Source organism: Xenorhabdus thuongxuanensis, assembly GCF_001908095.1.
Lineage (GTDB): Bacteria > Pseudomonadota > Gammaproteobacteria > Enterobacterales > Enterobacteriaceae > Xenorhabdus > Xenorhabdus thuongxuanensis.
Genome location: NZ_MKGR01000006.1, coordinates 54,707 through 79,753 on the forward strand (window position 1 = coordinate 54,707; position 25,047 = coordinate 79,753).

Here is a 25,047-nt window from a genome sequence, read left to right on the forward strand (position 1 = left end):
TGTGACACACTATATTATGCTAACATGCTGCATATTTGGGCTCTACAGCAACAATTAATTATGAAATTCCCTGGTAAACGCAAATCTAAACACTATTTTCCTGTCAGTTTAAGAGATCCTCTGCTCCAACCCATCAAAGAGATGATGGATACCGAAAATAATCGAGCCTACATTGTTGGTATTGACCAGACATTGGTTGATATTGAAGCCAAAGTCGATGAGGATTTTATCCAACGTTATAACCTAAGCCAGGGACATTCGTTAGTTATTGAAGATGATGTAGCTGAGGCTCTTTACAAGGAGCTGACAGAGAAGAATCTTATCAGCCATGAATTTGCGGGTGGCACTATCGGCAATACTTTGCACAACTATTCTGTGCTGGCTGACGATAAATCCGTCCTGCTTGGCGCGATGTGTAATAACATCCAAATAGGAAGTTATGCGTATTGTTATCTTTGCAATACCTCCAGTCGTATGGATTTAAATCACCTTCAGGGGGTTGATGGCCCAATTGGCCGCTGTTTTACCTTAGTGACGGGAAACGGTGAAAGAACATTTGCTATTAGCCCTGGATTAATGAATCAGCTTCGTCCAGAAAGCATTCCTGAACATATTATTGCGGAAGCATCAGCTTTGGTGATTACCGCTTATTTGGTGCGTTGTAAACAGGGTGAGCCAATGCCGGAAGCGACGATGAAGGCCATTGAGTATGCGAAGAAATATAACGTACCTGTTGTATTAACGTTAGGAACAAAATATGTCATTGCAGATGATCCGCAATGGTGGCGCGATTTTCTGGCTGAAAATGTTTCTGTTGTTGCAATGAATGAAGATGAAGCTTGTGAATTGACAGGTTTCAGCGATCCTTTATTAGCGGCTGACATGGCACTAAATTGGGTGGATTTGGTGTTATGTACCGCTGGGCCTGCTGGATTATATATGGCGGGTTACACTGAGGAAGAACACAAGCGCCAAACATTGCATCCTTTGCTACCTGGTGCTATCGCAGAATTTAATCGCTATGAATTTAGTCGGGCGATGCGTAAGGTGGATTGCCAAAATCCAATGCGGGTCTATTCCCATATTGAACCTTATATGGGGGGGCCTGAAAAAATTATGAATACCAATGGTGCTGGAGATGGAGCGTTATCTGCATTACTGCATGATATTACTGCCAACAGCTATCATCGCATGAATGTACCGAATTCCAGCAAACATGCGCGCTCTTATTTAACCTATTCTTCTTTGGCACAGGTATGCAAGTACGCTAATAGAGTGAGTTATCAGGTGTTGAGTCAGCATTCTCCGCGTCTGACTCGAGGGTTGCCGGAGAAAGAAGATAGTCTGGAAGAATCTTATTGGGAACGTTGATTCTGGCAGCCTGAGATATTTTTTTAACTGTTTTTATTGGATTTACTGGAATATCCCCATGTTATGAGGATATTCCTTTGGCTCATAAGTTATGTTGATGATGGGGTCGCTGGTGGATGTAATAATGGTGGCTCTATTGGACAACCCTCTTCATATTCAGGTAGTGCATCAGCCATTGCCCGTGCTATTTCATGTTCACCGATGATAATGTGGTTAGTGCCGCGCTCTTTAATGTAAGTGACTTCATCATCATAATGTGCTCGAACAATGATATTGATATCTGGTCTGATTTCTCTGGCATTCGCAACAATCTCACCCGCTTCATAACCATTGGGGATTGTCAGGAATAAAATACAAGCACAATCGAGCCTTGCCAAGGCCATGATCTCTTTATTGACGGCGTTACCCATTACGGCACTGATACCCATTTCGCCTAACTCTTCAAATCGGGCTCGTGTATCTTCAATCACCACGACTGGAAAATGTTTTTCTTGTAAACGCTGACAAAGCTGATCTCCCACTCGGCCATAACCCACTACAATAGCATGACCACAAATATCGACAGGGATCTGAGTTTCTTCTTCCAGTGTTTCCTCGAGTAATTGTTCTTCAATGGTTTCTGTTTTTTCCAAATAGCGATCCAGTAAGCTGAATAGAACAGGATTCAGCATGATTGAAATGATGGCGCCAGCCAGTACAAGGTTACGGGCTTCCCCATCCAAGAATCCCAGCGTGACACCAAGCCCCGCGAGAATAAAGGCAAATTCACCAATTTGGGCGAGACTGGCTGAAATGGTTAGGGCTGTGCGTCGTGAGTGTCCAAACATTCTGACCAATAGCATGGCAGCTAATGACTTTCCAATGATAATAATGGCGAGGGTTCCTAAAATCGCCAGAGGCTGTTGGAGTAAAACCATAGGGTCAAACAACATACCAACGGAAACAAAGAAAAGAACTGCGAAAGCATCCCTTAACGGTAAAGTATCTTGCGCTGCCCGATGACTTAATTCTGATTCATTCAGTACCATACCAGCGAAGAAGGCACCGAGGGCAAATGAAGCATCAAATAGTGTCACCGCACCATAAGCAACACCTAATGCAATGGCAAGTACAGCCAGTGTGAATAGTTCACGGGAGCCTGTCCCAGCAGTTTTCGCCAGTAACCAAGGAATGACCCGCCGTCCGACGAAAATCATCAACAGAATAAAGGCAATAACTTTTCCAACTGTGAGAGATATCTTTAACAGCAATTGACCAATATTTGCATTTTGGCTGTCCATAATTCCTGCTGCTGCAGGAAGTAATACTAACGTCAGTACCATGGCCAGATCTTCAACAATTAACCAACCAATGGCAATTTGTCCTCTCTGACTATCAACGAGCTGTCGTTCTTCTAATGCCCTGAGCAATACTACTGTGCTGGCGGTAGACAGGCAAAGACCAAATACAACGCCGTTGAGCAACCCCCAACCGAGTAGCATTGATAATCCGGTACCTAATAAGGTTGCAACTGCAATTTGGGCAATAGCACCAGGAATGGCAATTGATTTGACGGCTAACAAATCTTTAAGTGAAAAATGTAGACCGACACCAAACATCAGTAAGATCACGCCAATTTCTGAAAGTTCTGGAGCTAAAGATGTATCGGCAACAAAACCAGGAGTAAAGGGACCCGCTAGTACACCTGCTACGAGGTATCCTACCAGAGGTGAGATTCTCAGGCGCTGCGCAAGCATGCCAAGCAGATAGGCAAGAACAAAACCGCCAACAATGGTCGTGATAAGAGGTGTCGAGTGCTCCATCAAATCTCCTTCTGGGTGGTGAGTATATAAATTTTGTAGTTAGGTGAGGTAATAATACATTCTATAAATAATTAAAGATTACAAAAAAATATATTGAGTGGTAAAAGCGAGAGTGATCTATATAAATACTATTTTAATGTAATTTAATGTATATATTGCAATTATTTACGCTAGTTTACAAAGAAAGATGTTGTAATAAATATGGTGATTATCCAGAGTTTTCCTTGTCTTTTTTAAGTGTTCTTTTCTAGATTTGGTAAGAACAGAGTAAAAATACCAAGAAGAGGTAGAAAAGCACAAATTTTGTAAACCAATTCTATACTGGTTTTATCTGCGACATAACCAAGTACGGCAGCCCCAATACCACCCATACCAAAGGCCAGGCCAAAGAACAAACCTGCAATCATGCCTGTTTTGCCAGGAATGAGCTCTTGAGCATAAACTAAAATAGCAGAGAACGCAGAGGCCAATATTATACCAATAATAACCGTCAATATGCTTGTCCAGAATAAGGAAGCATAAGGTAACAGCAGGGTAAAAGGTGCAACACCAAGAATTGAACCCCAAATGACATATTTCCGACCTATCTTATCCCCAACGGGCCCTCCAATCAGGGTACCTGCTGCTACTGCAAATAAAAATATAAATAGGTGGATTTGGGCATTTTGTACTGATAAGCCAAATTTCTGTATCAGGTAAAAAGTATAGTAGCTACTGATACTAGTTAGGTAAAAGTACTTGGAGAAAACCAGTAACAAAAGAATGGCAAAAGAGTTTATGATAGTTTTTCTAGGCAGCTTTGGCAGGGAATTGGTATGAGAAGATAGCGGGGTTATAACCCGATGCTGCATCTTATACCACTGGCTGACTTGCAAGAGGATTACGATAGCTAACAATGCTGCCAGGGAAAACCAACCGACGTTTCCTTTGCCGTAAGGCGCAATGAAAATAGCTGCTAACAGTGGACCTAATGAACTTCCTAAGTTTCCCCCTACTTGAAATAAAGATTGTGCCAGACCATGACGTCCACCTGAAGCCATGCGTGCGACTCGTGACGATTCTGGATGAAAAACGGATGACCCTGTACCGACCAGTGCGGCGGCTATTAATATAATTGAAAAACTTTCAGCATAAGCTAATAGAAGCAAACCAGATAAGGTAAATCCCATGCCGATAGGCAGTGAATAGGGCTGAGGATGTTTATCAGTATACAAACCGATAAGGGGCTGCAATAGGGAGGCAGTTACTTGATAGGTTAGCGTTATCATGCCAACCTGAATAAAACTGAGAGTAAATTCAGATTGCAGCAGTGGATAAATAGCCAGAATCAGTGATTGAATCATATCATTCAGCATATGGGATAAGCTGATGGCACCAAGAATTGAAAAAACTGTTTGATGTGTTTTTGTTGGTGATGTTGGAAAAGAGGCCGTTTTACTTTTTTCACTCATATTTATTCGCTTATCAATGTCATTATCAACAAAGTGTGCAGGGGTAAATTTTTTTAGGTTTGTTGAGTTGCTGTTTAATTTTCATACCATAATACATCTTAGATAATTAACAAAATTATTATTTATATCTATATAATTTGACCGCAATTTCAAAAAGGTGAAATCTTTTAAGCAACGGTTTGAAAGGGATGATCCATCATCGCCATATAACCAACAGAAATTTTAGAATACATGGAGATATCCCATGAAATTATCATTTAAAGCGTCAGTATGTGCCCTTGCTGTTTCTCTATCATTGGCACCGCTAATTGCAAACGCCTGGGAACAAGATAAAACCTATGACATTACCATCTTGCATACTAACGATCATCATGGTCACTTCTGGCATAACGATTATGGTGAGTATGGTTTGGCAGCCCAAAAAACGGTGGTAGATTCCATTCGTCAGGAGGTTGCCAAGAAAGGGGGGAGCGTATTGTTATTGTCAGGTGGTGACATTAACACTGGCGTACCGGAATCAGATATGCAAGATGCTGAGCCAGATTTTAAGGGCATGAATCTGGTGGGATATGATGCGATGGCATTAGGGAACCACGAATTTGATAAGCCCTTAAATGTATTGTTCCAACAACAAAAATGGGCAAATTTCCCATTTCTCTCTGCCAATATTTACCAAACCAGTACAGGCAAGCGCCTGTTTAAGCCATATGTCATTTTTGATGAACAAGGCGTGAAAATAGCTGTGCTTGGCCTGACAACTAATGATACTGCGAAAATAGGTAATCCAGCTAATTTTCCGGATGTTGAATTCCGCGTTCCTGCTGAAGAAGCCAGAAAAGTTATTGAAGAGCTGAAAAAGAATGAAAAGCCAGATGTGATTATTGCGGCAACCCATATGGGGCACTATGACGATGGTCATCATGGCACGAATGCGCCGGGAGATGTTGAAATGGCACGCAGTTTGCCTGCGGGTTATTTAAATATGATCGTGGGTGGCCATTCACAAGATCCGGTATGTATGTCTGCGGAGAATAAAAACTATAAACAAGTAGATTATGTTCCGGGTACACCTTGTTCTCCCGATCGCCAAAATGGCACATGGATTGTTCAGGCTCATGAATGGGGAAAATACGTAGGCCGGGCTGATTTTCAATTCCGTAATGGTGAATTCAAGCTGGTTCATTATCAATTGATCCCTATTAATCTAAAGAATAAAGTGACAAAAGAAGATGGCAGTACGGAACGTGTTTACTATACACATGAAATTAAGCAAAATCCTGAAATGCTTAAGCTGCTGACACCTTATGAAGACAAGGGCAGCCGGATACTTAATGTAAAAATAGGTTCAGTAGATAACAAATTAGAAGGTGATCGCAGTAAGGTACGTTTCGTGCAAACAAATATGGCACATCTTGTATTGGCTGCCCAGATGGAACGAACAAACGCTGATTTTGCAGTGATGAGCGGTGGTGGAATTCGTGACTCGATTGAAGCAGGGGATATTACTTACAAGGATGTTATGAAAGTTCATCCATTTGCTAACCAAGTGGTTTATGTGGACTTCAAAGGTAGCGAAGTCTTGACCTATTTGACGGCTGTTGCAAATATGGAAAAGGATTCTGGCGCCTATGGGCAGTTTTATAATGTGAGCTTTGTGAAGAACGGTAAGAATATCAGTGAGGTAAAAATTGGTGGTAATCCATTAGATCCAAATAAAACTTATCGCATGGCGACGTTGAATTTTAACGCGATTGGAGGAGATGGTTATCCACGGATTGATAATTTGCCTGGTTATGTTGACACGGGGTTTGTCGATGCTGAAGTATTAAAAGGATATATTGAAAAACATTCTCCATTAAAAGACTCTGATTATGAACCGAAAGGTGAGATTCGTATAAATAATAACAACTAATCAATAAATTGTTGTTAGTTATCTGCATAAAAAAGCCATCTGTGAGACAGATGGCCTTTTATTATCAATAAGGAGTGTTATGCATAATCTATAATAGGAACGGTTAAGACTGAATAATAATCTAATTATTAAATAGCATGGTAATTAATGAATTGTTTTCTCCTTTAGTTGGTAGTTTTTCAAGTCCATTTTTTTCATATAAAGTGATGATTTTTGAATTGTTTTGGCATTCCAAAATAGTAACTCTTCCTCCTATTAACTCTTGAGCTTTTTCAATGGTGATATTGATATGAAATAAAATATCTTTAAGTTTTATTGGGTTTTCACGTAATAAAAAGTTTTTGGCTATTTGGCCAATTAAATAAACTTTTAGAGAGTTTGCGTTCTTACTAATACCGTTAAGTTTTTTTATCTTTGTCTTTGAAATGGCAAGATTGCTTGTTGATATCTCCTTAAATGTTAAAGAAAAATAAGCCAGTAAAAATCCTTCTTTATCTACAATTAAATAGGTTCTTGTTGCGTCTGCTTGTTCAAATCTAATTGATTTTAAATGTAAAAATGATTCTACGTCATGGTTAGATGGACAGGAGAATGAGAGCAAATATTCTTTTGTTCTGTCATTACCAAAGGCTGCAAGAATTTTACTTAGAGTGAGAATTTTCGTTTTAATATCTCTATTGCCTCCTTTTGCTGTGCTTCAAAATCGATTTCCTCAAAATTGTTTTTTCTTGGCTTCCTATTAGCCCTTCTAAGCATTTTAATTGCTTTTGGATCAGTGATAACCATTTGTCGAAAAAATGATGAGGTGGCCATTTTATTCCTCTTCTATTTAAATAAACCAAGTTAATTGAAATGGTAATTAGTGATTTTTGCGCTGTGAAGAAAGTATATCGGCATTATGGTTTATCACAAGGCCCTGTTTTGAAGAAAACAGAGCCGGCTCGAAAAAATTAAGCGGGAATTGCAATTAATTTTCAAATTTTAGCAATATCAGCAAATGAACAGTTAAGTAATTGGCATAAATCTGTGGGGGACAGTTCAATATCTAAACCACGTTTACCACCAGAAATAAATAGGGTTGGCAAGGTTTGCGCCTGACTGTCAATCACGGTAGGTAGACGTTTTTTCTGTCCCAGCGGGCTAATGCCACCCAATAAATAACCCGTTACCTTTTGTGCCAGTTGAGTATCGGCCATATCTGCTTTCTTGACTTTGAAAACTTTAGCCACTTTTTTCAAATCGAGTTGCCCAGAGACAGGCGTAACAGCGACAACAAGATTTTCGGGATCGCCATTTAATGAAACCAACAATGTCTTAAAAACTTGATTGGCATCTAAACCGAGTTTTTTCACCACTTCATCACCAAAATTATGTTCATTAACATCGTGGTCATAAGGGTGAAGTTTGAAATTAATTTTCTGTTTTTCCAGCAAGACAATAGCGGGAGTCATATTTTTTCCTATAACGATCAATTTATAACTGCTTATCCGTAATGGTTGTTTTTCAGAATGAAACAGGTAAGTGAAGTTGCTATATTTTTGGTTTTGCCAGCATCTGTCGTAAGTTGTTCTCGCCGTGAAGGTGCAAGGCTCCTACTGCAACTAAATATTTTCCTGCCGGTAAGCGATGTAATTGCTCACTCCATTGACGGTTGCGTTCAGACATTAGGGTTTGATAAATCTCTTCGCAGAATGTCATTGGTATTACCTGATTTTGTTTCTCAGGTTTGTAATTCATCCACCAACTAATCATAGTTTGTAAAGCGCGGGCATTGGTATGCCAATGGATGATGGTATCTTCTAATAGAGAGATCCCCCCATTTGGTAAATTGATGAGAAGGTTAACTTGTGCATCAGTGCCTTCCAACTCGATAATGGGTTTATTGATAGCTTTTGCGCTGTTCAGTAATTGGCAATCGATACCATATTGCGAATGTAACCCTAAATACTGGGCTTGAGCAGCCTGTAATATCAATGCAATCTGCCACGATGGTAATGGATCCAGCAACGTGACAGGATGTTGAATTTCTCGGCAATAGTGTTGTAAACAGGCAAAATGTTCGGGAGATAAACGTTGTGATAGTTCGGGCTGCTCAGGAAACGTTTCCTTGAAAGGGGAATTGACCTGAGTGATATCAGCTTCGACAATCAGTGCATCCGCTTGCTCCAATTGTTCCAGCAATACCTCAGAAAGTGGGTACATATTTTTAGTACCCATATGAATGCTGCCAACAATATGTAATTGTTTGTTTTTATTTAAATTGATGTCAAAAGCAGGATAAGGGTAATACCGTTGGGAATTAAATCCCAATATGTTACTGAAATATGTCATTAATTTTTCCATATTGCATACTCCAATAGCTGGCATTGGACGGTATGCTAACCTGTTCATAGCCAACAGGAAAGAGGGAAAAGTGCGGGATGAAAAGCTAAACATATTCCGTTTAGCTTTTCATGGGGAAAATAGAATTTCCTGGATGTTAGGTCAGGACTTAGGCTTGAAGCGTAATAAGCGATTGGCATTACTGACAACAGTAATAGAGGACAATGCCATGGCTGCACCTGCAACGACAGGGTTTAATAAAGTGCCTGTGAAAGGGTATAAAATGCCGGCTGCAATTGGAATGCCCAAGGTATTGTAGACAAATGCACCAAATAGGTTTTGCTTCATATTGCGTAATGTACCGCGGGATAATTCAACTGCATCAGCAACCCCATGCAGGCTATGGCGCATAAGGGTAATTGTTGCGGTTTCTATGGCGATATCACTGCCGCCTCCCATTGCAATGCCGACATCCGCTTGCGCCAATGCAGGAGCATCATTTATGCCATCACCGACCATTGCCACTTTTCTGCCTTCTGATTGAATTGTCTGAATGGCCGCTGCTTTGCCATCAGGTAAAACACCGGCAATAACTTGATCAATACCCGCTTCCTGGGCGATAGCATTCGCCGTGGTCGGATTGTCTCCTGTCAACATAACCAAACGATAGCCTTGATGATGTAAGCGTTGCAGGGCAGAAACGGTATCCTGGCGCAAGGGATCGCGGATGGAAAATAGGGCGGCGATTTTCCCATTAGCTGACAGAATAACGGGAGTGATGCCTTTTTCTGCCTGTGCCGCAACCAGTGGCTTTAATTCTGCTGTTTCAATTTGATGTTGTTCAAGTAATCGTTGATTCCCCAATAACAGCGTGACGTCTCCAATTCCCCCTTTAACACCCAGTCCTGCGAGGGTGTGGAATGTTTGCACTTCGGGTAATTTTTGTCCCTCAACCTTCAGTAAAATAGCTTTTGCCAGAGGGTGATTTGAGCCGTTTTCCAATGCACCAGCCCATAACAATACTTGCTCTTCGGTGAAACCATTAAAGGTGTGGATCTCTGTCACTTGCGGCATACCTTCAGTTAAGGTGCCCGTTTTGTCAAAGACAATTGTATCCAGGTGGCTGGCATGTTGCAGGGCATCAGCATCACGCACCAATACACCTAATTCGGCTGCCCGTCCTACCCCTGAGATGATGGACATAGGGGTTGCCAGCCCAAGCGCGCAAGGGCAGGCGATAATCAAAACTGTTGTTATGATGACTAGTGCGTACATAATTTGCGGGGCAGGGCCGACAAAATACCAAATCATGCCAGCAATCAGGGCAATAGCAACAACAATAGGCACGAATATTGATGATATTTTATCGGCCAATTGGCCGATTTCAGGTTTACTGCTTTGTGCCTGACGAACTAATTTTATGATGCGTGCCAAAGTTGTTTGGCTGCCAACCGCATTAGCTTTAAATAATACTGTGCCATCCTGAACTACAGTGCCGGCATGGACGGTATCGCCAGTTGTTTTCTGTTGAGGAATGGGTTCACCTGTCAGCATGGCTTCATCCAACCAAACTGTGCCTTGAGTAATTTCACCATCAACCGGAACACGATCTCCTGTTGTCAGGCGCAGTACCATATTGGGCATCACATCGGCCAGTGGCACTGTTTTTTCGCCTTCAGTGGTAACCACTCGCGCTGTTGGTGGGGTCAGATCCAATAATCGCTCAAGAGCCTTGGAAGAGCGTTGGCGGGCACGTTGTTCCAAGGCATGTCCGAGATTGATCAAACCAATGATCATGGCACTGGCTTCATAATAAAGATGGCGGGCTTGGGGTGGAAAAATTTCTGGCCATAAATTGACGCTCATTGAATAGAGCCACGCTACGCCAGTACCCAGAGCGACAAGGGTATCCATTGTTGCACTGCCATTTTTTAGGCTTTGCCACGCATTACGATAAAAATGCCCACCTGCGAATATCATAACACCCAGCGTTATCAAACCAATAGTTAGCCAAATGGTGTGGTTTGCTGATGTGAGTATCATATTGTCGCCTATCATTCCCCACACCATGACAGGCACCCCAACTACTAACGCAAGGGCTGATTGCCAGCGAAAGCGGCGCATATTAGCTTGTGCTACTTGTTGCTGGCGTTCACGGCGCTCTGTTTCATCCTGAATGATTTCCGCACCATAACCAGCCTTGGTGACTGCTTCAACTAAGGCATTTGGTGATGCGTGGCCTGTGACCAATGCGCTTCTTTCCGCGAGATTGACTCTGGCATGTTTCACGCCATCAACGGATTGCAGGGCTTTTTGTACCTTGCTGACACAGCTTGCACAGCTCATGCCATCCAGCAGGAGCTGAATACTGTCATTATGACTCGCATCATTTTTGTTGTTGTGCTCAACAGAAACTGTTTCTACCGGAGTCGAAGATATTGCCGCTGCCAAAGACTCCGGAGTCTGTGGAACATGTATTGCCAGCGGCTCAGTTTTTGGGCAATCGGCTTCCGTTGCTAATTCAGCGTGATATCCGGCTTGTTCGATTGCATGAATTAAAGCACTGTTCTCTGCTTTACCATAGATTTTTGCTGTTTGGGTATCAACTTCTGTGGCGATAACACCTTCTACTGCTTCCAATGCCTTTTGTGTCTTATTTGCACATTTCATGCAGCTTAAACCTGACAAACGCAATACAGCATCGGGCTGGGTGGCAACAGTGGCTTGATAATCTTCGGCAACAATGGCGGCAATCAATTCATCAGGTGAAACATTACTGATAACTTTGGCATAATTGAGGTTCACATCCGTCAGCTCAACGCCGGGTATTCTTTCCAGCGCTTTTTTAACCCTGCCAACACAATGCATACAAGTTAGGCCTTGAAGTGCGAGAATGGTGGTTGTGGACATAACAATATCTCCTGATACAGAGTGATATACTTATCATTAAGGCTAAACCTTCCTGCAAGGGGAAGGTCAAGGGGAAATAATGAATATCAGTGAAATTGCCCGTAAGACCGGTTTAACCAGCAAAGCGATTCGATTTTATGAAGAAAAAGATCTCATTACCGCACCAAAGCGGGGAGATAATGGTTATCGTCATTATCAGAAAAGGCACATTGATGAACTGATGCTTTTGCGTCAGGCAAAAGAGATCGGATTTACGTTGGAGGAGTGTCGCGAATTGCTGCGATTATTTCGCAATCCTCACCGTCACAGTGCCGATGTAAAAATGGCGACCCTGCAAAAAGTGGCGGAAATAGAAAAAACGATGTTGGAATTGCAAAAGATAAAGGAAAAATTACTGGCACTGGTGGCTGAATGCCCGGGAGATGATGGGGCTGATTGTCCCATCATTGAACATTTATCTGGCTGCTGTAAGCATCACGGTTGATGGGGAACCGGTTTCACCTTTAATGTGATTCCGTCAACGGCGATGACTTCAATTTCGGTATTGGCTGGAAGTTCTCGGTCACAATGAACGCGCCAACTGCCATCGGCCAGTTTGACGCGGCCAAAACCGTTTTCGGTATCCGTGATTAAACGGGTACGCATTCCAATTAACTGGTGGTTTTTCTGATTGAGCGTCTTATCACTAGCCTGACGTGGGCGATGGCGTAGCCAGCTACGCCATGCAATAACAGAAAGCAAGGTCAATACAGCAAACAGAGTGCCTTGCAATTCCCAGCCCATATTAGGGAAAATCCATGTGATCAGGGCAACAACGACGGCCGCACTTCCTGTCCACAACAGATATCCTCCTGTTCCCAGCAATTCTGCAATCAGAAGCAGGCCACCAAAACAGAGCCAGAACCAGGCTGGCTGAGCGGCGATCTGTTCAATCATAACTATTTATCCTGTATGGCTATTTATCCTGTTTGCTTTTCTTGCTTTCGGTAATTAATTCAGCAATACCACCAATGGCGCCCATCAAATTGCTGGCTTCCAGTGGCATCATAATCACTTTGCTGTTATTTGAGGCACCAATATTGGTGAGGGCATCGGTATATTTTTGGGCAACAAAGTAGTTAATTGCCTGCATATCACCATTAGCAATAGCGTCAGAAACCATTTTGGTTGCACGCGCTTCTGCTTCAGCGGCACGTTCACGGGCTTCTGCCTGAAGGAAGGCTGACTGACGCTCACCTTCTGCTTTCAGGATTTGCGACTGTTTTTCCCCTTCCGCTTTCAAAATGGCTGCCTGACGAATACCTTCTGCCTCAAGAATATCTGCACGTTTGGTACGCTCTGCTTTCATCTGGGCGTTCATTGCGGAGATCAACTCTTTAGGTGGACGCACATCGCGGATCTCAATACGCGTGATTTTAACGCCCCACGGGTTAGTAGCTTCATCGACGATTGCCAGCAACCGGCTGTTGATGGAATCGCGCTGGGACAGCATTTCATCCAGTTCCATTGAGCCCAACACAGTACGGAAGTTGGTCATAGTCAGGTTGATGATGGACAGTTCCAGATTGCTGACTTCATAGGCAGCACGTACGGGATCGACAACCTGAATAAAGCAGACGGCATCAATGGTAACATTGGCATTATCGCGAGAAATGATTTCTTGTGATGGAATATCCAGAACCTGTTCCATCATATTGATTTTACGACCGATACGATCAACAAATGGCATGATAATGTGCAAGCCGGGCGTTAATGTGCGGGTATAGCGCCCAAAACGCTCAACAGTCCATTGATAACCTTGCGGCACGGTCTTGACACAAGTAAAGACGATAGCAACCGCGATAACGATTAAAATCGGTACAGCACCAAAAGAGAGTAAATCCATAACAATTGCCTTATTAAAGTTAATTATGGAATATATAAATCTTCTTTACTTAATAGAGTAAAGAGTATACATGACGACGGTATTTAGACGCCAGAGCATCTCCAATGCCCAGTGCAGAGAGAATATCCATCATCGTTTTCTTCACTGCACCATCGGCAGCAGAAAGATCCTTTTTCAGAAAACTAAATAACAATTCCAGAGCTTCTTCATTACGGCCAACTGCGTGTAATTTTGAAGCCAGTTGTACGGCTAATTCTGCATTCTCTGGTTGAGTTGCCAACTCTTGTTGCAGTTGTCGAATTTCAGGTGAATCAGCCGCCTCTTTCTGGGATTTAAGGTATTCAAGTAACTCATGATAGCGTTCATCTTGTGCTTCTAATGGAATGGTATCCACTATTTTTTGAGCCTCTTCAAGATGATTGAGTGAAAGGTTCACTTGGGCTAGCAATAGGGTAATCTCTGTATCTTGCGGGTTTTCTTGATGGATTTCTTTCAGTAAAGGTAATGCCTCCTGATCCTTACCTTCTACAAGTAGCTCGTTAACTTGCTCTAATGGTGATTTTTCCATTTGAGGAAGGAGAGTGGCAAAAATTTTTCTGATAGCCTCATCAGTCTGGATGCCCTCAAAACCCTGAACAGGACGAGCTTCTTTTACAAACAGTACAGTAGGTAAGCTACGTACACCAAATTGTGCAGCAATATGGTAAAGTTGGTCACAATTGACTTTAGCCAGAGCAAATTGCCCTGCATATTCATGGGCTATTTTATCAAGCGTGGTTTCTAATTCATGGCAATGTAGGTCCTGTGGAGACCAGAAGTAGAATACGACAAGTTGGTTGAGAGAGTGCTGTACAACTTCTGCAATATTCGATTCATTAATATTAATGATATGGGCAGTATTGTTGTTTGTATTAACGGTTGGTTCCATGGAATTTTTCTCTGAGTCGTTGTAAGGTGATTACATGAATAAATAAGACTTGTTTGTCCGTTTTTCAATGTCTATTTACTTTGCCAGCGCAAGATTCTATCGAGCCATCGCTCAGGGAGTAGACGGCGCATTATTTTTATTACATGAGTCAATAACGTAACAGAATAGCGTAATTTCGGGTTGGGACTTTCCAGCGCATGAATGAGTTTAGAAACGACATCTTCAGGCATCAACGTGAAACGACGAGTAAGGCCTGGATTCTCAACCGGATGATCCTGCTGTGTTTGATTGACATTCTTCGTAAAACGGGTATGAATTGGACCAGGCTCTATCAGGCTGACTTTAATGTCTGTTTCTGCCAATTCTCCACGTAAGGCATCCGACCATGCTTCAAGGGCATATTTACTGGCAGCATACGCCCCACGGCCTGGCGTCGAGATCAATCCCATAACAGAGCTGGTTTGGACAATCCGCCCGGCGCCATAAGCGCGTATAGCTGGCAGTAGCAGGCACGTCAGTTGGTGGGTGCCAAAGAAATTGGTGGAAAACTGTTTTTCCATCTGTTCGCGGGAGATGCTTTCCAATGGACCGTAGACACCAAATCCCCCGTTATTGAATAGCCCGAATAAACGACTGTTGGTTAATTCGATGACTTTTCTGGCTGCGCGCTCTACGCTTTCTTTATCATCTAAATCCAATTCGATGGGCTCGAACCCCAACTCACGCATATGTGCCAAATCAGAGGGTTTGCGGCAAGCTGCGAGTACGCGGTAACCACGTTGGTGGAGGGTTTTGGCCGCGACTAACCCGATCCCGCTAGAACACCCAGTAATAAAAATGGCTTTTTGCATAACTTTACCTGTTCACCTGCATCAATTTATGGAAATAAATGATTTACTATTAAGAAATATTTTTACTTAAGGAGAGTTGATATATATCGACAATTTGTTGGACATCCAATCAGCGATAAAGGGTTGTGCGGCTTGATTGGGATGTAATCCGTCATCTTGCATCCATTCTGGTTTGATAGCAACGTGCTCCATGAAAAATGGCAGCAGAAGAATTTGGTTGCGTTCAGCAAGCTCAGGATAAATTTTGGCAAAGGATTCGGTATATCGCTTTCCATAATTAGGTGAAATTCGGATTTGCATTAACAACGGTTGTGCGCCGGCTTGTTTAATCAAAGTAATGCCCTGTTGCAAATCTTGTTCTATGTTTTGAATGGGAAAACCACGCAGTCCATCATTCGCACCAAGCTCTATCAAAACCCATTTTGGATTGTGCTGTTTCAATAATTCAGGCAAACGTTCAAGCCCTTGTGCTGCGGTATTACCACTAATACTGCCGTTAACAATGACTGTTTTTTTGCCGGTTTGTTGCCACTGTTTTGCCATCAGTGCAGGCCATGATTGCTCAACTGGCAAACGATATCCGGCACTGAGGCTATCACCTAATATTAGCAGGGTATCTGCCGCCGTTGCTCTGGCACTGCATAGCACCAACAATAAAAGGAAAAATACATGGCTGTAGAAAGTATTCTTGAAGTTCATCATCTCACTAAACATGTAGGACAAGGGGAACAGGTAATTAATATATTGCAAGGTATTGAGTTGATTGTCGAGCCAGCACAAACAATTGCATTAATTGGTGAATCAGGATCAGGTAAATCAACGCTTCTGGGCATTATTGCCGGATTGGATGATGGTAGCGAAGGAGATATTCATCTGTTGGGGCAGAATATCAGCCGTATGAATGAAGAGCAGCGCGCGCAGTTAAGGGCAGAAAATGTAGGTTTTGTTTTTCAGTCATTTATGTTGATCCCCACTTTGAATGCATTGGAGAATGTCCAGCTTCCGGCACTATTGCGTGGTGAATCGGAAAACCAAAGCCGTGAACAAGCCATTGAACTGCTCGAACAGTTAGGATTGGGAAAACGCCTGAAACACATGCCGGCCCAACTTTCGGGGGGAGAACAACAACGGGTGGCTTTGGCACGGGCATTCTGTACTCGTCCCAAAATCTTGTTTGCTGATGAACCAACGGGTAACCTTGATCGCCAGACAGGAGATCGCATCGCCGATTTGCTTTTTTCCCTTAATCATGATTACGCCACCACTTTGATTTTAGTCACGCACGATAATCAACTTGCGGCGCGTTGCCAGCGTCGTTTACGTCTGGTAGATGGAAAATTACGGGAGGAAGCATGATCTGGCGCTGGTTTTGGCGTGAATGGCGTACACCTTCTCTCCTGATTGTTTGGTTATCCCTGACCTTAGCGGTGGCCTGTGTACTGGCATTAGGGCGTATTAGTGATCGCATTGATCAAAGTGTGCATTATCAAAGCCGTGATTTTCTGGCGGGTGATCTTGTCTTAAGGGCTTCGTATCCCGTTGATGAAACTTGGTTGCAAAAGGCACAAGAGCAGGGGTTGACATTAAGTCGCCAAATCTCATTTTCGACCATGACATATGCGGGAGATATTCCGCAACTGGCTCAGGTGAAAGCCGCAGATGAGCGTTATCCTCTGTATGGCGAACTGGAAACCAATCCGCGTGGGTTAAAGCCAGAAAAAGGTTCTGTATTGGTGGCTCCACGATTGTTGACACTATTGGACGTTAGGGTTGGAGATAATATTGACGTGGGAGATACCACGTTGCAGATTCGTGGGGAATTACTGCAAGAGCCTGACAGCAGTTTCAATCCTTTCCAGATTTCTCCCCGAATTTTGATCAATATTGATGATGCTCAGGCTACTGGGGCGATTCAACCTGGTAGCCGCTTGACTTATCGTTATATGTTTGCGGGTTCTCCTGCCGCCATCCAATCATTCCAGCAATTCGTTGAACCGCAACTAAGAGCGGATCAACGCTGGCTGACATTGAAACAAGATAATAGTGTCATGGCGCAATCTATTGAGCGTGCCCAGCAATTTTTACTGCTGTCAGCTTTGTTAACATTACTACTTGCTATAGCGGCAATGGCAGTTTCTATGGCGCATTACTGCCGTAGCCGACATAACCTGATTGCTATCCTGAAAACATTAGGGGCAGGGCGCTGGGCCTTGCGTCAATGGATCATTGGGCAATGGCTAGTGATATTGCTTGCCGCCATAGTGGTAGGCTCCATTTTAGGATTGGTTTTTGAATCTGCATTGATTCGAATTTTGGCAGGCATGCTACCTAAGATGTTACCGGCTGCGGGCATGTGGCCGTGGGTATGGGCGATAGCTGCTCTGTTTGGTATTGCCGTGTTGGTAGGTATTCGCCCTTATCGTCAACTCATGGCTACCCAGCCTTCACGGGTATTGAGAAGTGATGTAACGGCATCCATCTGGCCATTACGTTATTATTTGCCTGCGGTGGCATTCATAATAACGGGAGGATTGGTATTATTGGCAGGCACTAAGCCGTTGTTATGGTCGCTGTTAGCGGGAGTGCCGATTGTCGCCTTGTTTTTGGCACTATTGGGATGGGGAGGATTATGGCTACTGCGCCGTGTGACGTTCCGTCAGTTAAGCCTGCGTCTGGCGGTTAACCGGTTACTGTGTCGACCCTTTCAGACCATGACCCAATTGGCGGCATTTTCCCTGTCATTTATGTTGTTGGCTTTGCTGATTATGGCAAGGGGAGATTTATTGAATCAGTGGCAACAGCAATTACCACCGGATAGCCCTAATTATTTCCTGATTAACATGACCCAACCACAATCTGCTCAAATTAATGAATTATTGGCTAAATATCAGGTGAAACCGACCGATTTTTATCCAGTGGTATTGGCACGTTTGACGGAAGTGAACGGACAATCTGCGCTGGAATGGGCGAATGAAAAATACCCTAATAGTACTACCGTGCGCCGTGAATTGAACTTAACATGGAAAGCAGAACTTCCGCCTTTTAATACCTTGATTGCGGGAACATGGCCGCCAAAATCTAACGAAGTTTCCATGGAGCAAGGCGTCGCTGAACGGTTAAAAATCAACTTGGGAGACAGGCTCACATTCACCGGAGATACCCGAACGTTTCATGCCACAGTAAGCAGTATTCGCAAAGTGGATTGGGAGAGCATAAATCCGAATTTCATTTTTATCTTCGCCAAAGAGACGTTGGAAAATCAGCCCAGAATGTGGTTAACCAGCTTTCATTATGAAGGCGATGGAAGGCTGTTAACCGAAATTAACCGCCATTTCCCAACCATCAGCATGTTGGATATTGGTTCGATACTCAAACAAGCACAAGGCATTTTGCAGCAAGTTAGCAAAGCATTAGAAGTTATGGTCGTTTTGGTGATGATGTGTGGCGGATTGCTGTTATTGGCACAAATTCAGGTCGGTATGAGCCAGCGACAACTTGAATTGGTGGTATATCGCACATTAGGGGCAAGCAAAAAACTTTTGCGTCGTACATTGTGGAGTGAATTTGCCCTGCTTGGTTTTATGGCTGGTGTGGCTGCGGCATTTGGTGTAGAAATCGCACTTTGGTTGTTACAGACTCAGGTCTTTGATTTCCCGTGGCAGCCACAATGGCAGATGTGGTTTCTGCTTCCTATCATCAGTAGCTTACTGCTTTCACTATGTGGTGGCTGGTTAGGAATTAGGTTATTACGGAAGCAAGGGCAATATCGGCGCTTGCCTGAGTAATTTTCACACCGCTGATAAACCTCTTTGGTTTATCAGCGATCATTTGACCAAATATTATCAGGCAAATTCTTCTCTTAACTTGGCTTCGGCAATCTCTGCCATCATTGTGATGGATTCAACCTTGTTTGTCCGTTATTGCAGTTCATTTTTACCTTATTCAGTCAATTGGCTGTTTTCAACCGCGTGTTTTCTCATTTTATGAGCAGGTGGTTTCATCATTAATGTTACGACAAGAACAACAAATACGGGAATGGCAATAATCAGAAATGCAGAGGTAAAACTGCCAGAATAATCTTTGATAGCACCTGCAAAAAAAGGTGCCAGACAAGCCAGAGTGGATATCAGGTTCATGATAGAAAACAGTTCCAGATAAGGTTTGCGGCCAAAATAGTTAGCCAGCAATACACTGGATGCAAGGAAGGTCATTCCATATCCCATCCCGACACACAATGTGAACGCAACCAAGAACGGCCATGAAGAGGCGATACTCAGTGCAATCAAGCCAAGGATAATAATGGACAGGCTGATAATCAGTAATTTTTTCGGTTCTACCCACTCTCCAACGGCACCACCGGCTAATCTGGAAAACGCATTGATAAAGGCCATTGTGCTTAATAACCCTGCGGCGATAGCTTCGCTGAAACCATTTTCGATAATATGAGCAACTGCAAAACTGTTGACGGTAATACCACACCATAAAAATGCGGTGTAAGTTGCAGCAATCATATAAAACTGCCATGTCCGTAGTGCTTGGCGTGCGGTCCAACGTTGCCTGGTGCGATAAATGCTGGGAGTATCCTGATTGCTATGTTTCTGGTTTACGGCCTTGGCGTGGGCGACTTCCCGTTTACCTTCCTGAAGCAGGATAATCGTCAGGATCACGAAGATGGAGAGGATAATGGCGGAAATCATCCAATGCATTCGCCATGTTCCCCAAATACGAGTTGCCAGAAAGTAGATCCATGGGCCAATTACCCCGCCTAGTCCACCTATCGTGAAGTAGAAACCAAAAGCAAGGGACTGTTTCTCATATAGTCGTGAAATCACATAAGTGCCTGGTACTGTCGCCAAAAAAGTAAAACCGATACCAATTAAAGCCGTACCAATAAAGTACGATGAAATAGCGTATGTATGATAAAGGCTGTAGAAACCTGCCAGAAAAACCAGCAGGCCAATAGACAGGGTGAAACGAACGCCAACTTTACGGATAAATACTGTTGGCAGAAAACTGGATAGCCCGCAAGTCAGGCCAAGCAGTGTGAACCCTAACCCCGCATTTGTCCAACTCCAGCCAAGTTCATTAATCATACTCGGTAGGACAACACCCAATGACGTAAAGGTTGTTGCTGTGGATAAAAAATAGACCATGCCTAAAAGTATCAGCAAAAACCACTGATAAGTACGCCCGAATTTGTCGTGTTGAATGGACATTGTGACCCCATCAAGGATATAAACGATTAAAAGCGGCTCTATTTTATGTGTTTATTAGAAAAAGCTGTATCGAATAAACATGCCATAGCTAAATTGATTCGTGCGAAAGCCAGGTGTATCTCCAATCAAAGCTGATACCGGGGAAATAGTCATATTTTTTAAGTTATTGGTTTTGGCTATCTATTGAGCAAACAGCACATCCTTTAATGAGCCATAGGACAGATCATACCCTGTGATTTTTCTGGCACTGAGCCTTGGCACAAACTTATAATAATAGATGTTGTTGCCGCCTTTGTAGTCATGTAGAGAAAAAACTTTCTCCTTAAAAAACGAAAATGAATTAAGGATATTTTTTCTATAAATAGAAAAATAAATAAATTCTTTTTAGAATACAGTGCTGTTTTTTATTTTCATAAGGTGTTATTTCATATATCTTATGCAAGAGTGCATCACAATTATTTAATTATAATTAAATAAAACACATAAATCGTGATAAAAACATTGAGATTGAAATAACTTTATCTTTAGCAAAAGAGGATAATCATGTATACAGGCATTGTACAAGGCAAAGAAAGGATATTATCGCTCAATAAAAGTAATGGATTTAGTACACTGATTATTAGCAATAATAACCATTTTTTTGATGATGTTACGGTCGGAGCTAGTGTCGCAATTGATGGCACATGCCTGACTGTTACTCAATTTAGTGGCGATAGCGTTTCTTTTGATATCTCAGATTTTACTGCTGATACCACCACATTAAAGTTTCTTTCCGTTGGGGATGAAGTTAACATTGAACGCTCACATCAGATGCATAAAGAAAATGGCGGGCACAATCTTTATGGACATGTAGAGGGTATGGCTGAAGTGGTAGAGTTTACTGCAACTGGTGAAACCTATCGGTTAGTTATTCGCGTCCCTAAAAACAACATTAAATATTTTTTCCTGAAAGGTTTTATTGGATTACACGGTTGTAGTTTAACCATCAACGACATTGATGAAGAAAATAAGACAATTGCTTTAAATCTGATCCCGGAAACATTAAGAATGACCAATCTCAGCAAGATTAAGGTCGGTGATTTCCTCAATTATGAAATAGATCAGACAACAAGAACCATTGTGGATACACTATCCCGAACGCTATCAAGAATGCGATAATCTCTCACTGGACTGGGAAGTGGTAGCTTATTTTAATCATTACCACTTCCTAAAATAACCGATTAACTTAATTTATCTTGTGCCCATTTAAGGCTGCGTTGGTATTCTGTTGACAATAGCGAAGCTAACGTTTGCAACGTCGTTTTTAATGTCCCCTTATCCGTATGAGTCACATTTAAGTGCCCCACCTTACGTCCCGAACGAACTTCTTTTTCATACCAATGTAAACGAACCAGCGGCAAACTCAGCCATGCGGGATTTACCCCCGTGCCGATCAGGTTGATCATGACGGATGGTGCAAAGATTTCTGGTTGTGGCATAGGGAGATTCAAGATTGCCCGCAGGTGAAGTTCAAACTGGCTGATAGAAGCGCCGTTTTGCGTCCAGTGACCGCTATTGTGAACCCGCGGAGCCAGTTCATTGATCAGCAAATGATCGCCAACAATAAAGCACTCCATCGCCATAACACCAACATAGTTCAGGTGATTCATGATGGCAGATAGCATCTGCTCTGCTTGCTGTTGAAATGGCTTATCGGCACCATTATCAGGTAAAGCCACACTGGTACGTAAAATACCTTCCTGATGCAAATTGTGAGTCAGTGTATAGAATACTGATTCACCTTTGGCATTACGGGCGCCAACCAGCGAGACTTCCCCCGAAAACGGAATACCCTGTTCTACAATACATTCACCGTAAATTTCAGGTGGAAGAGTCGTTTCATCACCCGGCCAGATACGCCATTGGCCACGCCCGTCATAGCCTCCAGTCCGTCGCTTAACAATGATAAAATCCCCTAATTCCGCAAATAACTGTGGCCATTGATCGGGCGTGGAAAGCAGTTTCCACGGTGCGGTCGCTAAACCCAATATATCCATAAGCTGCTTTTGTGGTAAGCGATCCGCCAGTTGCGGGAAAATATCGCGATTGATAAAAGCCTTATGATGAGCCAATTCGCGGGTTAATGCGGTTTCAGGCCAACGCTCAATTTCTGCGGTGATAATACTGCTTTGATAAGGCACAGCTTCCGGTTCGGCATCCAACCCAACAGGATAAACAGCGATCCCCAATGGTTCACCAGCTTGACGCAGCATTCTGCCTAACTGACCATTTCCCAATACACAAACAGGCTTCATGCATCCTCCCGTGGATCTGGGTTATCCAAAACAGCCTGGGTTTGTGCGCTACGCCAATCTGATAAACGTTGAAACAGCGCACTATCATGCAATGCCAGAACCTGGGCAGCCAGCAATGCGGCATTTGCTGCTCCTGCCTTGCCGATAGCCAATGTACCAACGGGGATACCCTTTGGCATTTGGACGATAGAATACAGGCTATCGACACCGCTAAGTGCAGCGCTTTGTACCGGAACGCCAAATACAGGCACTAAGGTCTTGGCTGCCAGCATCCCCGGTAAATGTGCTGCTCCACCTGCACCAGCGATAATGACATCAAAACCGTTTTCTTTCGCCTGTTCTGCAAAACGAAAAAGTTTATCTGGTGTTCGGTGTGCCGAAACAATTTCAATATGAAAAGGAATAGCGAGGTCGGTCAGGATATCGGCTGCATGTAGCATTGTTGCCCAGTCGCTTTTAGAACCCATGACGATGGCAATTTTGGCGTGGTTTTGGGGTTCTATTTCTGTTGGAAAAGTCATTGTCGGAGTAATAGTTGTTGTGGGATCAGAGCTGGACGTCATAAATCAGATGCTCCTGTATTGGGTGTCTACCAGAACAAAGATGAAATTTCAGACGGCGGATCATATCATGCTAATTACATGAGGAAAACGTTTGCGTCGTTTGATTTGTCGATTTTTACAAAATAGGTGAAAGGAGAGTTTATAAGGGGAAAGATATCAACTCAATAACCGTTTCTGTCACTTTGAACATCGAACCTTGGTCATGCCATGCTCCTAATACACCGCGATGCACGGTTTTATCGCCAAACTGAATATCGTGTATTGCGGGGCGGTGAGTATGCCCGTGAATTATCCAATCTGCCTGATATTTTTTAAAATGCTCGATAACAGCCTCTTGATTGACATCCATAATAGACGCCGATTTTTGGCTGTTAGCATATTGGCTACTCGCTCGCATTTTGGCTGCAATTTTCAAGCGGATAAATAAAGGGAGAAGCAGGAATAGCCGTTGTATCCACGGAGTATGTACTCGCTTACGATACTGCTGATAATTGATATCATCAGTGCATAGCGTATCGCCATGCAAAATCAGAATACGTTTACCATACAACTCTAGCACTTTTTCCTGTGGCAGTAGAATCAAGCCGCTCTCTCTGGCAAAACGGGAGCCGAGCAAGAAATCACGATTGCCATGAATGAAATAACAGGGAATACCTTGTTGTTTCAATTCATTAAGTGCCTGAGAGATTTTAGAGTGTAATGGGTTGGGGTCATCATCACCAATCCAATAATCAAAAAAATCACCAAGGATATAAAGACTTTCAGCGTGGATTGCATCCTCACGTAAAAAACGCAGAAAACCGGCAGTAATTGCCGGCTCTTGTTCACTGAGATGTAAGTCCGCAATAAACAGTGTACTCATATAGCGTCTAACAGTAATTATTCGCCAACAGTAACACGTTCAATGATCACATCTTCATGCGGTACATCTTGGTGCATACCGCTGCGGCCAGTGGAAACACCTTTAATTTTATCAACCACGTCCATGCCTTCAACAACTTCGGCAAATACGCAATAACCCCATCCATCTGGGCGCTCTGAACGGAAGTTCAGGAAATCGTTATCTACAACGTTAATGAAGAACTGGGCTGTTGCAGAGTGCGGATCGTTGGTGCGTGCCATAGCGATGGTGCCACGGCTGTTTTTCAGGCCATTGTTGGCTTCGTTTTTTACAGGAGCCTTAGTTGTTTTCTGCTTCATACCTGGTTCAAAGCCACCGCCTTGAATCATGAATCCATTGATAACACGGTGAAAAATTGTATTGTCATAAAAACCTTCCGAGCAGTAACTCAGAAAGTTTTCAACAGTTACAGGTGCTTTATCAGCGAATGTTTTGATTACGATATCGCCAAAGTTGGTGTGGAAAGTCACCATAATAAAAATCCTAGTAATAGTTTTGATTGGCCCTGTAATTAGGGGATTCGGAACAACCGCTGTTATATCATATCTCAGATTTTGAGTCAGTACTCTGGAACTGTATTAGAACAAGAGGGCTTACGGCACTTGCAAGCCATTGCATATCAAGGTGAAATATCGTGTCTG

23 protein-coding genes are annotated in these 25,047 nt (G+C 43.0%); 6 read left to right on the forward strand and 17 right to left on the reverse strand.

The features are described from left to right. Positions 1–60 precede the first annotated feature (60 nt). The gene (locus Xentx_RS05740) at positions 61–1,371 is read left to right on the forward strand and encodes an inosine/guanosine kinase (RefSeq protein WP_074019411.1); all 1,311 of its coding nucleotides are present in this window, start codon (positions 61–63) and stop codon (positions 1,369–1,371) included. Positions 1,372–1,460: 89 nt separating this feature from the next. On the opposite strand, the gene ybaL is transcribed toward Xentx_RS05740, so the two are convergent. Further along, positions 1,461–3,173 (reverse strand): YbaL family putative K(+) efflux transporter, encoded by a 1,713-nt coding sequence (ybaL, locus tag Xentx_RS05745; protein ID WP_074019322.1) that lies wholly within the window; start codon positions 3,171–3,173, stop codon positions 1,461–1,463. Positions 3,174–3,406: 233 nt separating this feature from the next. Further along, positions 3,407–4,624, reverse strand: a complete 1,218-nt coding sequence (locus Xentx_RS05750; protein ID WP_074019323.1) for an MFS transporter — start codon at positions 4,622–4,624, stop codon at positions 3,407–3,409. 244 nt (positions 4,625–4,868) lie between these two features. Here Xentx_RS05750 and ushA point away from each other — a divergent pair, with 244 nt between their 5' ends. Beyond that, positions 4,869–6,536: a bifunctional UDP-sugar hydrolase/5'-nucleotidase UshA gene (gene ushA, locus Xentx_RS05755; protein ID WP_074019324.1), complete on the forward strand. Its 1,668-nt coding sequence runs from the start codon at positions 4,869–4,871 to the stop codon at positions 6,534–6,536. Between the two features lie 121 nt (positions 6,537–6,657). On the opposite strand, the gene Xentx_RS05760 is transcribed toward ushA, so the two are convergent. The 5 genes from Xentx_RS05760 to copA form a co-directional block, all read right to left on the reverse strand. Beyond that, positions 6,658–7,137: an acetyltransferase gene (locus tag Xentx_RS05760; RefSeq protein ID WP_244149824.1), complete on the reverse strand. Its 480-nt coding sequence runs from the start codon at positions 7,135–7,137 to the stop codon at positions 6,658–6,660. A 44-nt stretch (positions 7,138–7,181) separates the two neighbouring features. Then, on the reverse strand, positions 7,182–7,349 hold the full coding sequence (locus tag Xentx_RS19095; protein ID WP_167366716.1) for a hypothetical protein: 168 nt from the start codon (positions 7,347–7,349) through the stop codon (positions 7,182–7,184). Between the two features lie 161 nt (positions 7,350–7,510). Further along, positions 7,511–7,987 (reverse strand): Cys-tRNA(Pro)/Cys-tRNA(Cys) deacylase YbaK, encoded by a 477-nt coding sequence (gene ybaK / locus Xentx_RS05765; protein WP_074019326.1) that lies wholly within the window; start codon positions 7,985–7,987, stop codon positions 7,511–7,513. Positions 7,988–8,066: 79 nt separating this feature from the next. Further along, complete coding sequence (locus Xentx_RS05770) at positions 8,067–8,879, reverse strand: TraB/GumN family protein (RefSeq protein ID WP_074019327.1); 813 nt, start codon at positions 8,877–8,879, stop codon at positions 8,067–8,069. A 141-nt stretch (positions 8,880–9,020) separates the two neighbouring features. Beyond that, positions 9,021–11,768, reverse strand: coding sequence for a copper-exporting P-type ATPase CopA (copA, locus tag Xentx_RS05775; protein ID WP_074019328.1), 2,748 nt, complete (start codon positions 11,766–11,768; stop codon positions 9,021–9,023). A 79-nt stretch (positions 11,769–11,847) separates the two neighbouring features. Between copA and cueR the strand changes: the two genes are divergently transcribed. Further along, positions 11,848–12,252, forward strand: a complete 405-nt coding sequence (gene cueR, locus Xentx_RS05780; RefSeq protein WP_074019329.1) for a Cu(I)-responsive transcriptional regulator — start codon at positions 11,848–11,850, stop codon at positions 12,250–12,252. Here the strand turns inward: cueR and Xentx_RS05785 are convergent. The 5 genes from Xentx_RS05785 to tesA form a co-directional block, all read right to left on the reverse strand. Then, positions 12,243–12,704 carry an NfeD family protein gene (locus tag Xentx_RS05785; RefSeq protein ID WP_074019330.1) on the reverse strand — a complete coding sequence of 154 codons (462 nt, stop codon included), beginning with the start codon at positions 12,702–12,704 and terminating at the stop codon, positions 12,243–12,245. The two genes, cueR and Xentx_RS05785, sit on opposite strands and share 10 nt — an antisense overlap. 19 nt (positions 12,705–12,723) lie before the next feature. Next, positions 12,724–13,653, reverse strand: a complete 930-nt coding sequence (locus tag Xentx_RS05790) for an SPFH domain-containing protein (RefSeq protein ID WP_074019331.1) — start codon at positions 13,651–13,653, stop codon at positions 12,724–12,726. A gap of 49 nt (positions 13,654–13,702) precedes the next feature. After that, complete coding sequence (locus Xentx_RS05795; RefSeq protein WP_074019332.1) at positions 13,703–14,581, reverse strand: co-chaperone YbbN; 879 nt, start codon at positions 14,579–14,581, stop codon at positions 13,703–13,705. Between the two features lie 71 nt (positions 14,582–14,652). Further along, the gene (locus Xentx_RS05800; protein ID WP_074019333.1) at positions 14,653–15,432 is read right to left on the reverse strand and encodes an SDR family oxidoreductase; all 780 of its coding nucleotides are present in this window, start codon (positions 15,430–15,432) and stop codon (positions 14,653–14,655) included. A gap of 66 nt (positions 15,433–15,498) precedes the next feature. Then, positions 15,499–16,131 carry a multifunctional acyl-CoA thioesterase I/protease I/lysophospholipase L1 gene (gene tesA, locus Xentx_RS05805; RefSeq protein ID WP_208607546.1) on the reverse strand — a complete coding sequence of 211 codons (633 nt, stop codon included), beginning with the start codon at positions 16,129–16,131 and terminating at the stop codon, positions 15,499–15,501. Here tesA and ybbA point away from each other — a divergent pair. Next, positions 16,102–16,788, forward strand: coding sequence for a putative ABC transporter ATP-binding protein YbbA (gene ybbA / locus Xentx_RS05810; protein ID WP_074019334.1), 687 nt, complete (start codon positions 16,102–16,104; stop codon positions 16,786–16,788). The two genes, tesA and ybbA, sit on opposite strands and share 30 nt — an antisense overlap. Next, a complete protein-coding gene (ybbP, locus tag Xentx_RS05815) occupies positions 16,785–19,217 on the forward strand; it encodes a putative ABC transporter permease subunit YbbP (protein WP_074019335.1) in 2,433 nt (810 codons plus the stop codon). Before ybbA ends, ybbP begins: the two co-directional genes overlap by 4 nt. Positions 19,218–19,370: 153 nt before the next feature. Here the strand turns inward: ybbP and Xentx_RS05820 are convergent, their stop codons facing one another. Then, positions 19,371–20,648, reverse strand: a complete 1,278-nt coding sequence (locus Xentx_RS05820) for an MFS transporter (protein ID WP_074019336.1) — start codon at positions 20,646–20,648, stop codon at positions 19,371–19,373. A 543-nt stretch (positions 20,649–21,191) separates the two neighbouring features. On the opposite strand from Xentx_RS05820, the gene Xentx_RS05825 reads away from it, so the two are divergent. After that, positions 21,192–21,806: a riboflavin synthase subunit alpha gene (locus Xentx_RS05825; RefSeq protein WP_074019337.1), complete on the forward strand. Its 615-nt coding sequence runs from the start codon at positions 21,192–21,194 to the stop codon at positions 21,804–21,806. Positions 21,807–21,868: 62 nt separating this feature from the next. Here Xentx_RS05825 and purK read toward each other — a convergent pair whose 3' ends face one another. The 4 genes from purK to ppiB form a co-directional block, all read right to left on the reverse strand. Beyond that, positions 21,869–22,942: a 5-(carboxyamino)imidazole ribonucleotide synthase gene (gene purK, locus Xentx_RS05830; RefSeq protein WP_074019338.1), complete on the reverse strand. Its 1,074-nt coding sequence runs from the start codon at positions 22,940–22,942 to the stop codon at positions 21,869–21,871. Beyond that, positions 22,939–23,463: a 5-(carboxyamino)imidazole ribonucleotide mutase gene (gene purE, locus Xentx_RS05835; protein ID WP_074019413.1), complete on the reverse strand. Its 525-nt coding sequence runs from the start codon at positions 23,461–23,463 to the stop codon at positions 22,939–22,941. The genes purK and purE overlap by 4 nt, the downstream gene beginning before the upstream one ends. A gap of 181 nt (positions 23,464–23,644) precedes the next feature. After that, on the reverse strand, positions 23,645–24,367 hold the full coding sequence (lpxH, locus tag Xentx_RS05840; RefSeq protein WP_074019339.1) for a UDP-2,3-diacylglucosamine diphosphatase: 723 nt from the start codon (positions 24,365–24,367) through the stop codon (positions 23,645–23,647). Between the two features lie 17 nt (positions 24,368–24,384). Continuing rightward, entirely contained in the window at positions 24,385–24,879 is a 495-nt protein-coding gene (gene ppiB, locus Xentx_RS05845) for a peptidylprolyl isomerase B (protein ID WP_074019340.1), read from the reverse strand. Between the last annotated feature and the right edge of the window lie 168 nt (positions 24,880–25,047).